At 57.7% G+C, this 14526-nt stretch carries 7 protein-coding genes and 1 pseudogene; 4 read left to right on the top strand and 4 right to left on the bottom strand.

Annotated elements, in window-relative coordinates:
- Together FNJ47_RS18985 and FNJ47_RS18980 are read right to left on the bottom strand one after the other, a co-directional pair.
- Positions 1-735: GntR family transcriptional regulator (locus tag FNJ47_RS18985; protein ID WP_163155715.1), on the bottom strand; the 735-nt coding region annotated here is incomplete at its 3' end.
- 3 nt (positions 736-738) lie between these two features.
- Entirely contained in the window at positions 739-1788 is a 1050-nt protein-coding gene (locus FNJ47_RS18980; RefSeq protein WP_163155713.1) for a Rieske 2Fe-2S domain-containing protein, read from the bottom strand.
- A 1725-nt stretch (positions 1789-3513) separates the two neighbouring features.
- Between FNJ47_RS18980 and dctA the strand changes: the two genes are divergently transcribed.
- The 4 genes from dctA (at position 3514) to FNJ47_RS18960 (ending at position 9720) form a co-directional block, all read left to right on the top strand.
- Positions 3514-4818: a C4-dicarboxylate transporter DctA gene (dctA, locus tag FNJ47_RS18975; RefSeq protein ID WP_163155711.1), complete on the top strand. Its 1305-nt coding sequence runs from the start codon at positions 3514-3516 to the stop codon at positions 4816-4818.
- A gap of 1081 nt (positions 4819-5899) precedes the next feature.
- Positions 5900-8572, top strand: a complete 2673-nt coding sequence (locus FNJ47_RS18970; protein WP_163155709.1) for a PAS domain S-box protein — start codon at positions 5900-5902, stop codon at positions 8570-8572.
- Positions 8569-9240, top strand: a complete 672-nt coding sequence (locus tag FNJ47_RS18965; protein WP_163155707.1) for a response regulator transcription factor — start codon at positions 8569-8571, stop codon at positions 9238-9240. Before FNJ47_RS18970 ends, FNJ47_RS18965 begins: the two co-directional genes overlap by 4 nt.
- Positions 9241-9333: 93 nt before the next feature.
- On the top strand, positions 9334-9720 hold the full coding sequence (locus tag FNJ47_RS18960; protein ID WP_163155705.1) for a response regulator transcription factor: 387 nt from the start codon (positions 9334-9336) through the stop codon (positions 9718-9720).
- A gap of 1002 nt (positions 9721-10722) precedes the next feature.
- On the opposite strand, the pseudogene FNJ47_RS55530 reads toward FNJ47_RS18960, so the two are convergent.
- Both FNJ47_RS55530 and FNJ47_RS18950 read right to left on the bottom strand, forming a co-directional pair.
- Positions 10723-11325: pseudogene (locus FNJ47_RS55530) on the bottom strand (effector protein NopP).
- Positions 11326-11872: 547 nt separating this feature from the next.
- Positions 11873-13837, bottom strand: a complete 1965-nt coding sequence (locus FNJ47_RS18950; protein WP_163155703.1) for a glycoside hydrolase family 127 protein — start codon at positions 13835-13837, stop codon at positions 11873-11875.
- Positions 13838-14526 lie beyond the last annotated feature (689 nt).

Genomic DNA, 14526 nt, shown 5'->3' with positions numbered 1-14526 from the left:
GATAAGCGCCAGCCCCGGCAGTAGGTCAAAATGCGTCTTGTTCTGGAGCACCAAGCGCAAATTGCGCGCCGCCACTCGCGCATGCTCGCGCATGATCGCCTCAGCGCGCGCACCTTCGCGGTTTTCGATTGCGTCGATCACGACGCGGTGTTGATCTTGCGCAATCATGAGCGTGTCGCGCGCGTCCGGCAGTGTCGATTGGGTCATCACAAAGCCGCTTGGGGAGGCAAAGGGCAGCGCGGAGGCGCGATCCACCTGCCGGATCAAGGGCGGGCTACGCGACAATTCGGTCAACATGGCGTGAAGGCGCGCATTGAGTGCGACGTAGGAGGAGAAAGCGTCCACAGAGATTGGATCCTGCCGCACCACGCCGTCGATCTCGTCAAGGCATCGTTTCAGGGGCTCGAGATCGCGCGACGAAGCACCGCGCTCGGCTGCAAAACGAGCGGCGAGACCTTCGAGCGTGCCACGCAGCTCAATCGAATCCATGACATCTCGCTCGGAGAACGTCTTCACCATGAAGCCGCCAGAAGGAATCGCTTCCAGAAGTCCCTCCTCCTCCAGGCGGACCAATGCCATTCGCACCGGGGTGCGCGAAGCGCCGGTCGTCTCAACAGCCTGCAATTCGGAGATCCGCTCGCCCGGCCGCAAGTCGCCGGACAGGATCAGATCGCGCAAGTTGAGCTGGGCACGTACAGTTTGTGAGACGGAGCGATCGCTTTCGCGCTCGGCCATGCCCTACTCCGCGGCCTGCCGACTGTGCGATGGATTCTCGGCGTCGATCATCCGGTCTACCAGGCGGCGGGCCCACATCGCGCCCGCATCGATATTAAGATTGTAAACGGCGCGGTCAGGATTTTCGTCAATCGCGCGCTGCTGCGCCTCGAGGATGACCTCGTCCTCGCGGAAGATGCCAGAAACGCCTTGGCGGAGCTCGGTGGTCAGGCGCTGTTCGTTTAAGCGATAATTGCGCACAAATGCCCAGAAATAATGGCAGCTCGTTTCCGTTTCGGGCGTGATCGTGTTGAGCACAAGACCATTGACGCCGGCAGCGCGATTGCCTTCGGGCGCGCCGGTTCCAGTGGGCGCCACACCGACGTCGATATTGATCGTGCACGGGGCTTCGAAACGAATGATTTGCCAGCGGTCCACCGGACCGGGTTTTTGCAACTGCTTGGCCCAAAATGGCGGCGCGGTAATCCCCTTCATCCAGCGCGTTACGGTGGCGGCCTTCTCCCCATGAGTGACGTCAAACGGCGCTTCCGCGATGGCGTCATTGCCGATACTGGCGCCGTGCACAAAAGTTTCGTGCGTCAGGTCCATGAGATTGTCGATAACCAGACGATAATCGCATTTCAGATGAATGGTATCACCATCGCCGGCCCAAGCGGGATCATCGTTCCAGTGCATGTCCGGCACCAAGGCCGGGTCGGCTAGCGCCGGATCACCCATCCATAGCCAGACGAAGCGATGGCGCTCGACGACGGGATAGGCACGCACACAGGCGGAGGGATTGATCGTTTCCTGCGAGGGCATGAAGGTGCAGCGGCCCTGCGCGTTGAATTTCAGACCATGATAGCCGCAGACAACGCTGTCGCCCTCAAGGCGGCCTTTTGAGAGAGGCACTAGTCGATGCCAACAGGCGTCCTCGAGCGCTACCACTTCGCCATTGGTGCGCCGATACATCACCACGTGCCTGCCGCAGATCGTGCGCGGCAACAAGGCCTGCTTCACCTCGGCATCCCAAGCGGCTGCGTACCAGACATTCATCGGAAAGCACCGGCTCACGTATCAACCCCTTCAACTCTGGACACTACATGTATACAATATCCGGTAACTTCGGTTGAAGTGTGGCCGCAAATGCATAACTGAGTGGCAAGCCCGGAAAATGTGTATACAGAAAAGGTCCTAAATCGATCTCGCCAGCCAAGCATCAGCTTGGGTTAGCGCGCGGCTAAACGGCAGTACCCGCTGAGTTCGACCTCGCCGGCGCGCATGCCCGACCGCATCTCGCCCCAGAATCTGCGCTGACCTCATATGGCGATCTGCTGGGTCCCTAACCTGATCGGGCTCTCAGCACGGGGCACTGCCTGGCCGGCAGCACAGCCCTCCCCCTTTGCCGGGATCGGACGTGGAGGCCATAGTGCCGAGACCGGCCCGCACTCTCGAATCATCTAGTGCGTCGCGCCCGCGATCTTTGGCAGCCCTGCGCCATATGCACGGCGCTTCTCAAGCGTGCGGCTCCAGATAAGCGCAACCTCCAGCGTGCGCAGCAGCCGCGCGATAGCCCGAGATCCGATCGAGCTTGATACCTCCAGGTGAAATGGGCAGCGCGAATGGCAGCACTTTATTAATGCCGACATCATGCAGAAGCGCGCCCCGAAGCGATAGCAAAATCCGATGGGCGACATTCGACACCCAAGCTGAAGGCGCCATTGGTCCGTGCGATCCGGCCGCGACAGTCGGTAATGGCCTCCGCCAATTTGCCGAAGCGCGCCTCTGCACTATTTACGATAGTGGCAGCCCCTCCCCCAATGCGCACGGATGGCATGAAGGCGCGTTGCTCAAGCATCGCGCATGCTTGGACAATCCGATCAAAACCACGGAATCAGTGCGCCCATTCATCTTGCGCCGCGGCAGCCGCGCCGCATGCGCCCGTGCTCGGAGATTCTCATCGAACGACGATTCGGTTCTGTAGCGCGCGCCTACATGCGGGGGCTTTCGCAGCATGTGCGGTGTTCTCGATTTGAAGCCCCTATGTCAACGCCGGCGGCGCCACACCCCTGGCCAACCGCGAGGCCGAGCAGCGGCGACGGTAGTCCGTCTTGAGGTGCCACGTTGCCACTGAAATCGGCAACAGACGGAAGGACTTCAAGGGTCATAAGATTGCTTCTTCTTGGAAGACCTCTGCGAGCTCTTGTACGCACAAGCAGATGCCCGTCTTCTGCTGAACTGTGCGGTCACATCACCTGGAGACAAATGCCCCGCGAACGGACATGCTTTGCCGCTAGCGAAAATGCAGCGCTTCCATCTCAGAATTTGCAGGCAATCGGGTTCTAGATCTTCGATGTGCCAGACATCCATTGCGTGAATGCCTACAATCGAAACTATCGATTTTACCAATCTCACGCAGTGTTGCATCAATCTTATCAGTCAGCGCATACCGATCACGCTAGGCTTCTAGGTCGAGAAGTGCCCACACTACGCCCAGCCGACCAAAGATGCGTATTATGCCGCCACGTCATGTTCGGGCTTGCGACCGCGGTGCGAGCATTTGGATCGAGCCAATGGCGAGTTTATCCGCGAACACTTGATTGGCCGCAGATCGGGCATCTGGTGCATATCTTGCTTAGCGAAAAAAGATAACGTAACTGGACGCCTGCCTTTGGGATGACGCGCCGCCTCGCGGATCGTCTTCAATCGGACACGGCTAAAACAACGAGCCTCGCATGATGCTGTCGCCTCTCAACGACGCGGCGGCTTGCATTCGAGTATATTCGGGAAGGAAGCGTCATGACCACCATGGCAACCGCGGCACCCGCGCGCGCGTCGCAGACTTGGTATAAGATCCTCTACATCCAGGTGTTGATCGCCATCGTGGTTGGTGCCTTGGTCGGTTGGCTGTGGCCATCTGTCGCGACCAACGATTGGATCAAGGCGCTCGGTGACGGATTCATCAAACTCATCAAGATGGTGATCGCACCGATCATCTTCTGCACCGTCGCATCCGGCATCGCGCACATTCAGGATGCAAAGAAAGTCGGTCGCGTCGGCGTCAAGGCATTGGTCTATTTCGAGATCGTCTCCAGCTTTGCGCTGCTATTGGGCCTTATTATGGGTAATCTGATCCAAATCGGTCGTGGCCTTGCACTCAAGCCGGACGCGGCAGCGGTCGCCAATTACGTCAAGCAAGCGGAAGCGTCCAAGAGCGTCGATTTCATCCTCAACATCATTCCCGATACCGTGGTCGGCGCGTTCGCTCGCGGCGATGTTTTGCAGGTACTCCTGTTCGCGATCCTGTTCGGTTTTTCTCTGATGGCGCTAGGAGAACGCGGGGAGCGGTTGCGCGGCATGATTGACGACGTCGCGCGCGCGGTGTTCGGCGTAATCGCCATCATCATGAAAGCGGCCCCCATCGGGGCCTTCGGCGCTATGGCCTTCACGATTGGCAAGTTCGGGCCGGCAGCGCTCGGTAATCTGATCGGTCTGATCGCGCTATTTTACGTGACGGCTGCGCTTTTTGTTGTGGTGGTGCTCGGCGTTATCGCACGCATCATCGGCTTTTCGATTTTCAAGTTCATTGTCTATATCAAGGACGAGCTTTTGATCGTGCTCGGCACTTCCTCCTCGGAAAGCGCGCTGCCGCAATTGATGGAGAAACTTGAGCGGCTGGGCTGCTCCAAGCCCGTGGTCGGCCTAGTGGTCCCAACTGGGTACTCCTTCAACCTCGATGGCACCAACATCTATATGACGCTTGCTACATTGTTCGTTGCCCAAGCGCTCGGAGTCGATCTCACCTTTGGCCAACAGCTCACGATCTTGCTCGTGGCAATGCTGACCTCCAAGGGGGCAAGCGGCGTCACCGGCGCGGGCTTCATCACGCTCGCCGCAACATTGTCGGTCGTCAACCCAGCGCTGGTACCGGGTATGGCAATCGTGTTCTCGATCGACAAGTTCATGAGCGAAGTACGCGCCCTTACCAACATCACTGGCAATGGCATTGCAGCCGTCTTCGTATCCTGGTGGGAAGGCGAGCTAGAGCACGCGACGTTGCACGCTCGGCTCGACCGGCCCACCACTGTCGACACAGGGAGGTAGGCCGCGGATCTTGGTCGCCGTCATTGCAAGACGCGTCGAATCCAAGCGCAACCGCATTCACGATTCTTCGTAGTTCAAGTCGGCACCGTGCCTGATCTGCGAATCGGAGCTTTCTCCCACGGCATCCCCAGAACGCAGCTCTTGCTCCGCGTCACGCCCCCGGCAGTCGCCTGTGAGGGGTTACCGTACGCGATAAGGAGCTGCAGTTTTAGAAAGTCATTTTCAAGCGTGGTCTTTCGAGGTCAGGCTTCTGGCCAGCCGAGCGCCTGTGCAACATTGCCGAGCCAGACCGTAAGACTGCGAAAGAACGTATCCAGCGTGACGGACCAAGGTGTTGACCTGCCCACAAATGCCCATGTGCGTGGTCAACACACTTGCCTCGCCCGGCCGACGAGGCGGTAGCGTCTTCCGTGCAACTCAGTACTACGGTGCGTATCAGATCGCGATGGATGTGATCAGCGTGGACTAGATTGGCACCTTGACTGAGACGAGGCAGCTCGCAGAAGCAAGTGTCGGCTCGGCCTTCATATACCCGCCCTGGATTCCGGCTGACGGCTCGTCGGCATCGAGCCTGGGCGGACATGGCCGCGAGGCATAAATAGCAGTTGCATAACTTCGCCTTGCTATCTCGGCACATTACATTGCGCTCCCTTCCGCATGATCGATCGCGAGATGCGTGGTCCCGCAGCTTGCACCTGCCCTTTCCGGGTTCGACAAGGGGCCTGCTTTTTCGGCCGCGACGTCCTGGCTGAACTGAAGTCCTTGTCCTCGTCGTGGGTGCCACTGCGTCGCGGCGGCGGTCCTCGGCCGCAGCCTCGAATGCCTGCCCCGAGGTCACCGGCGGCGGAGGAAAGCAGACAACCCAGCCTCGATTGTACAGAGGTCAGGATGCAATATTGAAAGGTTTAGGACAACTATACGTACGTTTGTAATGCGTCTTCCTTCGGCGCGTGCTGAGTTCAACAGAAGGCAATCAATCTCGGAACCGCGTACGAGCGTCTGTCGGCACGGAAAGGATTGCCTCATTTTTGCCTAAAATGTTATAGCTCTCCCGCCGGAGAAAAGGCCGGACGATATAAAAATGCGTAGCCAGATCAGCAGTTTGAAAGTTTCAGCCCCTCAGTTTACCTTCGGCAGCATAACGTTGGCCGTGGTAACGCTGGCTTGCTTGTACCTTCACGCGCAGTTCGCTGCGACGGCGTTCGCCTATTTGTTAGTCGTATTGCTGTTTTCGTTGATGGGCAGCCTCATCGCGTCATCCGCGCTTTGTGTCGTGGCCATCGTAGCTCTGGCTTACTACTTTGCGCCGCCAGCGTTCAGTCTGCGGATCGATGACCCACAAGATCTTCCGGTGGTCGTTGCGTTCTTCATTGTCTCGATCATTGGAACGCACCTGATGGGAAAAGTCCGCCAAGGAAGCCAAGCCGCGCGTGAGGCCGCAGCCAAACTCCGGATCAGCGCGGCCGATTTGGAGGACCGCGAGAAACGCTGGCAAGCAATCTTTGAACACAATCCGGCCATGTACGTCATGGTCGACGAAGCCGGTACCGTCCTCAATACCAATACGTTCGGCGCGGCACAGCTCGGCTATGCGCGTTCCGAACTGATCGGCCATTCCATCCTGGGAGTCTTTCTGGAGGAGGATCGCGAGTTAGCTCGCGAATGCATTCGCGCCTGCCTTGAAGATATCGGTCAATCGCGGACCTGGGAGGCCCGGAAAGTCAGGAACGATGGCTCGGTACTGTGGGTACGTGAAAATGCCAAAGCCATGCTCTGGGCTGATGACCGGCCCATTGTTCTGATATCCTGCGAAGATATCACGGAACGGAAGCGGACCGAGTTTGCCCTGCAGCGGAGCGAAGCACATTTGGCCCAGGCGCAGGAGCTGAGCAATACGGGCAGCTTCGGCTGGAACGTCGTCACCGGCGAGGTCTTCTGGTCAAAGGAGACGTTTCGAATATTTGAGTTGGACCCGCAGACCGTTCCGTCGCCGCACCTCGTCGTCGAGCGCACCCATCCAGATGATAGGGCTTCGGTTCAAGAGGTCATTGATCGGGTGATGCGAGATCCGAAGGATTTCGAACATGAATACCGGCTGCTGCTGCCGGACGGCTCGGTGAAGCACATCCATGCGCGGGCACGAGCCACGAGAACCGCCAGCGGTGATATTGAGTTTGTCGGAGCAGCGACGGATGTTACCGCGGAGCGGCAATCAGAGCAGAAGCTGCGCCGCAGTGAGGCCTATCTCGCCGAAGCCCAGCATCTCAGTCACACGGGCAGTTGGTCCTGGGACTTTCACGGGCTCGATTTTGTGTATCGCTCCGCCGAGGTCGATCGTCTGTTTGAGTTTGATCCGCAAGAGACTGTATCAATAGAGACCATTCGCTCGCGCATCCATCCAGACGACCTCCCCGGGCTCCAGGAGGTGCACCGCCAGGCTATCGAGCTCAAGGAAGATCGCTTCGAGCATGATTTTCGAATTCTTCTAAAAGACGGCGGGATAAGGCGCATACACTCCGTTGCGCATATCGTGGTCGGCAACGATGGCTGCGTGAGCGAACTGATCGGAACGCATATGGATGTGACCGAGCAATACGCCGCTAGAGAGCGCCTGGAAAACACACTGGCTGCGCTGCGCGAAAGCGAGCAACGGTTTCGCGATTACGCCGAGACGGCTTCCGATTGGCTCTGGGAGACTGGGCCGGATCACCAGGTTACGCGCTTGTCCGAGCACACCAGCGCTGCGGGAATCTTAGCGACAGGATTGATGGGCCTGCTCCGCTGGGACATTGCGTGCGATGTGGAAGAGGAACCTGAGAAGTGGCGGCAGCACCGGGCCACACTGGAGGCGCATCTGCCGTTCCGGGATCTGGTCTACCGTACTGTCAACCGGGCCGGATCTCCGATCTACGTTCGGACGAGCGGCAAGCCCTTTTTTGATCCGAACGGCAAGTTCCTTGGCTACCGCGGCGTCAGCACCGACATCACCGCTATTATTCGCGCAGATCAAGCCGAACAACAGTTGCGGAAGGCACAGGCGGAACTTGCGCATGTGACACGTGTGACGACGTTAGGAGAGCTGACAACCTCCATTGCCCATGAAATCAACCAGCCACTCGCCGCAATTATCAGCAACGCCGACGCGTGCCTCGGTTGGATGGGCCGCGAAACTCCTGATCTATCGGCGGCGCGCTCTTCGGTTGAGTGGATCATCGAAGACGCAATACGGGCAAGCGAAGTGATCCGTCGCGTGCGCGCTCTTGCGAAGAAGGGCGAGATCGAGATGGTCCCGCTCGATATCAATGAGGTCGTTAGGGACGTCATTGTGCTGGTGACACGAGAGCTGGTGAGCCACCAGGTGGCGTTAAGAACCGAGCTGACGGCAGCTCTGCCTACGATTCTGGGTGACCGGATTCAGTTGCAGCAAGTGATCATCAATCTGGTGATGAACGGGATCGAAGCCATGGACGCAGTCAGGGACCGAAAGCGTGAGTTGCTGATTCAGTCGTCTATGGACGATATGGGGCATGTGCAGGTGGCCGTGACAGATTGGGGCGTCGGGATCGCCGAGAATGATGCGGACCGCGTGCTAGAGCCTTTCTTCACCACGAAATCCAGCGGCCTTGGAATGGGTCTTTCGATCTGCCGGTCGATCGTTGAGGCTCACGGAGGACGGCTGTCCGTGGTGCGCAAGCAGGAGCCGGGCGTGACATTCCAGTTTGCCCTGCCGTTGCATGAGGAGATCGTCTCATGACGCAACGCTTTGACTCTCCAAGCAGCAATCCCGAGGCTTCGACAAAGGCGATCGTCTTCGTCGTCGAGGACGATATCTCCATGCGTCGGTCGCTCACCAACCTTTTTCAATCGGTAGGTTTGGACGTCGCTGCATTTGGATCGGCCCGCGAAATGCTGCAGAGCACACTTCCGGATGTTGTTAGCTGCCTGGTTCTTGATGTCCGGCTCCCAGGCTTGAGCGGCCTGGAGTTCCAAACCGAGCTGGCGAAGTTGAACATACATATTCCGATCATTTTCATTACCGGCCATGGCGACATTCCCATGAGCGTCAGGGCGATGAAAGGAGGCGCGGTCGATTTTCTTACCAAACCGTTTCGCGATCAGGAATTGCTTGACGCGGTGATTGCCGCGACCGAGCGCGACCGCAAAAGACGGGAGGCCCAGCAAACCGTCGCAAACCTGCAGTCCCTATTTGAGACCCTAAGCCCGCGCGAACAGGCGGTGATGAAGCTGGTCGCTTCCGGCCTGATGAACAAGCAGGTAGCCGCTGAGCTTGGCCTCGCCGAGATTACGGTCAAGATCTACCGGGGACACGTAATGAGAAAGATGCGTGCCCGCTCACTGGCCGATCTGATCAGAATGGCTGAGACTCTGGGGATCGGCGCCAATCGTTCTGAACAAACCTAAGTATGATTTTACAATTTCGTCACTCGCGCCCACTTTTCGCCCAGGGTGGCTAATGCCTCGGCAGCCGTTAGTCCCGCGCCAGGAGGGATCGTCTTGTCCACGCCTTTGATTTCTGTCGTTGACGACGACGCATCTGTCCGTGCGGCGACGGAGAACCTATTGAAATCGCGCGGCTACATCGTTCAAACATTTACATCGGCGGAGGATTTTTTGAGATCGCCGCGGTTGAACGAGACCTCTTGCGTAATTACGGACGTGCAGATGCCGGTTATGAGCGGCTTGGACCTGCTGGCGGAAATGCGGACCCGCGGTTACGGGGTACCCTTCATTTTCATTACTGCCTTCCCGAACGACCGCGTGCGCGCCTCAGCCTTGAGCGCAGGAGCGATTGGCTTCTTGGCCAAGCCCTTCGCCGGACATGCACTGATCGAGCACCTCGATGCCGCACTGAAGGAAAACCGCAACGGAGGACGCACTTGAAACGATCAGCCGGCGGCGAGCCATTTCAGCCCTGAATGTTGAGATCCGGTCGCGAGCTCGGCGCGATCTTATTGAAGCGGGCTCTCCGAAATCAGGTGGCACCAGCGGCAGTCGATGTCGTATTGCCTTCTTGGCCCGTGAGCTGTCCACCAGGCATCAGGCCGCTCAGAACGACGTTGCCACCAAGGGTCGGTATACTTGGCACCTCTAGGCCCCGCTCGTCTCTGCTTTTTGGCACTTCAGGTGACCTTGCGCAGAAGTTATTCGACAAGCTCAAGCGCTTCTTCGCTCAGATTCGTAGCAGCTAAATGCGATTGCGACATACCGCCTGGCGCAACAAAAGAGCTTCGTCCAACTCAGAAGCTCCCTGTGGGGCCATCGTGAGAAACCATGCGTGTTTTGGGTGATATTGATTGGCGCGCGAAAGCTCTGCGCGAGCTCCTTCGGCTACGGCGCCAGTCGGCACATTTTTGCCCTGCTTGTCTATGGTGCCTGGCATCGCTCCGCGCTTTTCTTCAGACCACCCCTTATGGTGGCCTCTTCGACCCTCCCCAACTCCTGCGCATGTTAGATGGTGTACAAGACCTCCACAGCCAAGCCGCCCAGATACTCATGCCAAACGCCCGGCAGCCTAACGGCGGCCAGGCGGATCTTGGTCTGATCCGACGCAGCCCATCACCGGATGCGAGCCATTCCATTGCGCATCGGATCGGCTGCTCAGTAGGCACTAAGCCCGGCGACGCGGCTGCACTCTAGACACACTCGAGGCCAGCAGGCTCTCTACGGGCTGCGGCCGCAATAGGCCGCTTAGTAACGCAAGATTTTCCGAAGAGCGGCGCTAAATAGTCTAGACGACGATCTTATGTAAGATCCTCTCGTCACATGAAATCGTCCTCGTAGTCGTACATTGACGAGCTTACTGCGTTCTCGTCATCGCTACCGTCACTGTCGTCAGCTTTTGAAAGGTACCGGCCAGTGGTGCCTTTCCGCTACCATTCACCATTACTGTTCCTTATCCAATTGGCCGACTTTTCTGGGTCGAGAACCATGTTGTCTTTCATCAACCTCGACGAACCCCATCTTTGCCGCACGGGCTCTTGCTTCTGGATTAGCCGGACGCAAAATGAGCAATGGCCTTTCGCCATCCATTCGGAGCTGGTGCTCAAGCAAGATGTCGCCGGCGTTCTCGACAAGCGGATGAACGACTTGAAGGTCCACAGTTGATGTAGTCCCAGTTCGCCCCGGAAATAGCTGCTGCCATCTCTTGACGTCGAACTCCGTCATGCTGTCGCCGCCCTCCATTCTTAGAAGTCCGACACTCTTGTTCCCCAACTAGCAGCTGAAGTATCGCGCGTCGTCGGAATCTCGGGTTGTTCCATAGTCTTCGGCAACTTCTGCAGTTCGCCTTGCTCTAGCGGACACGAAGTCGGAGTACTCTTGCGGGTTATCGGCGATGTACTTGATCTCGTCGCCATGATAGGCCTTCGCGGCTTCCCGGAATGATCTGCGATCTTTGAATTCTATCACAGGAGGAGTTGAAACCAGCGAATACGGTCTTGTTGCTGATAATGAGCTGCCGCTTGAGCCAGATTCGCCCAACCGCATGTGGGTGAACGCATCCGCAAAGCTGTTTGCATCCGCCTGCTCGTCAGCTTCGGCAAAGGGCGGTGATTGGTAGTAGTACGAGCCGTTGATGCGATTATACATGGCGATTGGTGCTCCCGTCGGGCATAGATTTCTGCACTTGGTCAAAGGCCTGTTAGGCCGTGTGGAGCTGATAGGCAGCCTGGCTTACGAAAACCTGGCGTGGATCCCGCTAATCGTACTTCACTCTGGCTTGTCACCGTGCTTGCTTCCAAACGAGCACGGCGCGCGCTCAAGCCATTGGCACTCAGTAGGTTTGATGAGGCCGCGAGCAAGTCCCAGAATGCCTCTTCACAAACAATTGGATCGTTCGATGTTGGCCTGCTGACTCCAAGCGGATCGTTGGCTTTCCAAACTCCCACCGCACCGGCTCATATCCTGTTCTTCGTTTCGATGGTTCAGTGCAGGTCGTAAGCGGGTTGTCTTAAATAGATTGACGATGTCCAGGCTTTGACCGGCGATATCGCCTATCTAACTGCGGCTCGTGAAAGCGCGCCCTTTGTCAGCGTCAGCGCTCATTTATCCAAATCCGCATTTCGCCTTCGCCGCGGTTAGCCCAGCTGAACCACGGAATGAATGTCAACCGCTGCGGTTCTAGCTGTCCAGGCACCTTGTCGTAGTGATAAAGTGCCGCTTCTTCGGATTGCGTGTGTTGCAGTCGCACTCCGTCAGCCTCCAGCAAAATCTTGCCCTTGAAGAGACCAGTTCCGTCGACAAGCGAAAACTGGCTGTCTGCATGAAGCCAAACGTTGTGTAACTCGGTCCCGTTGTCGACTTCCTCAAGGCAATAAACTAACGGGCCACGCTCTATGGCCACCTTGCCGGCCAAATTGCGAACTTGCGGATGGCCGTAGACGCGACGCACTTTCATCGGCAGCAATAGTTTGACGCGATCTCCCTGCCTCCATGTCCGGTGAATGTGCAAATAGCCATTTCGTGGCTCGCAATTGATACGTTCTCCGTTCAGGCTCGCCGCCGGCGCGCTGCACCATTGTGGTAGGCGCAGAGCGAGCGTGTGAGAAATTGGCAATGCGGATTCGACGGCGATCTCCACCTCGTCTTTCCAGGGATAGTTGCCGTTCATGAGCAGTCGCAGCTTAGCCCCGCCGACCGACATTTCCACCCTATTGCCGACGTAGAGATTTACATAGAGCGCATCGGCGCGGAGCGTATAGATATAATGACCAATCGATGCGAAAAGCCGTGCGATGTTCGGTGGACAGCACGCGCAGCCAAACCAGGGCCTTCGCACCGGCGAGACATGATTATAAATGCCATTGGACCTCAGCGTTTTGGGATGCATTTCGAGCGGGTTAACATAGAAATAATGACGACCGTCGAACGCGATACTGCCGAGAACGGTATTGTAGAGCGCGCGCTCCATCACGTCGGCATATTGACCATCCAGCTCCATCTCCAGCATACGACGAGCGAACATCATTAGGCCAATGGACGCGCAACTTTCCGCGTACGCCGTATCGTTCGGCAGATCGTAATCGCAGCTAAACGCTTCGCCCGCGCTTTGCGAGCCGATGGCGCCGGTGATATAGATCTGGCGCCGCACCATGTTTTGCCACAGCCGTAGGCAAGTCTGACGTTGCTGATCGTTCTGACGCAGACGCGCAAGATGCGCTACCCCAGTCATGAGGTATACAAAGCGAACCGCATGGCCGGTGGCAGTCCGCTGCTTGGAAAGTGGCAAATGCGCTTGGCTATATGCTTTGTTTTTTAACATCCAGGGCAGGCCGCCTGATTCTGTGGCACAGGATTGCCGGCGCTTCTCGTACTCAATGTCGTAAAAATGTGGCTCCGAGCCGCGTTTCTCCACGAAAAAATTGGCTAGCGTGAGATATCGCTGCTCATGCGTCACTTCGTAGAGGCGCGCCAACGCAAGTTCAATTTCCGGGTGGCCATCGTAGCCATGTAGCTGATCGCGTTCCGGGCCGAAAACCGTGTAGACGTGGTCAGCAAGTCTGCAACCAACCTCGAGCAATCGCCGTTTGCCAGTCGCCTGAAAGAAAGCGACACCCGCTTCAATCAAATGGCCGGCGCAGTAAAGCTCGTGGCACTCCGCTAGGTTGCTCCAGCGCTCCCGAGGCGCGTTCAGTATGAAATAGGTGTTAAGATAGCCATCGCCACATTGGGCGGTCGCAATCAATTCAATCAGCTCGTCGGCAGCCTTCTCCAGCTCTGGATTGGGTGCCTGGCATAGTGACCAAGCAACCGCCTCTAGCCATTTTGCGACGTCACTGTCCTGAAAAACCGTTCCATGGAACTCGCCTCTCGCATCTCCTGCGGCGATGCGGAAGTTCTCCACCGCGTGGCTCGGTATCGCCTCGGGATTGCGATCGTTCAGCACCTCCCATTGGTAGGGAATTGCCACTTCCCTTACCAACTGCTGACATTTCCCAATCAGCGGATCCAAGACGTGTAGGTTGTGAAGATCGATTTCGGCCAAATTCCGCTCACTCATTTCGTTCCTCCCTGGTGGGTCGGAAGGACGCCTAGCAACGCAAGCCAACTCACCATGATTGCGTTGCTGGGGTTGCGGCCCAGGTTTGCGGCTGCACAGTCCTATTCCCGAAGCGAGCGTTGCAGTGACAGAAATGGAGAGGGTTCTCCTGCGGCGTCGTACGACCAGACATGTGCGGGCAGCGGCTCGTTCGAGGAGCGGGCCAGCAATTCCCATGCCGAGAATGAGGGCTGTTCTTCCGGTCGATCCGATCTGCGGCTCTGCGATAAGCGTCCGTCGGTCCGCCCAACCAACCGGATTTACCAGTCGAGCTAAATCCCGCATCGCCGCAGCCTGGGTCGATCCTGGTATACGAACCGATCGGCTGTCCCCGGGCAGATAATCGCCCACGACCCTCGCCGGCCGCAGATACAGCCGGAACGCCGCTCCTTTCGTCGCGACCAGCCGCCCGCACCTGATCCGAGGGCTTCAATACGCTGCGCGGGAATGTCCGGTTTCGAACAATCCTTTGATGACGCGTAGCGGGTGGGCGGACCGCAGGGCGCGTGAAACCCAAGTCGGATCGAATGGGCCGCAGCTACGCAGGATTCAACGGAGACACTGGGGCGTTAATCCTAGGCAATCCCGACGGGTCGAAGCGCATGCTCAGTGAGCGTCACGAGAGGATCACCGGTTCCTGGGCTTGACCT

It is taken from the genome of Bradyrhizobium uaiense, assembly GCF_010811875.1.
GTDB classification, from domain to species: Bacteria; Pseudomonadota; Alphaproteobacteria; order Rhizobiales; family Xanthobacteraceae; genus Bradyrhizobium; species Bradyrhizobium uaiense.
This window is presented reverse-complemented; position numbering and strand designations above follow the sequence as displayed.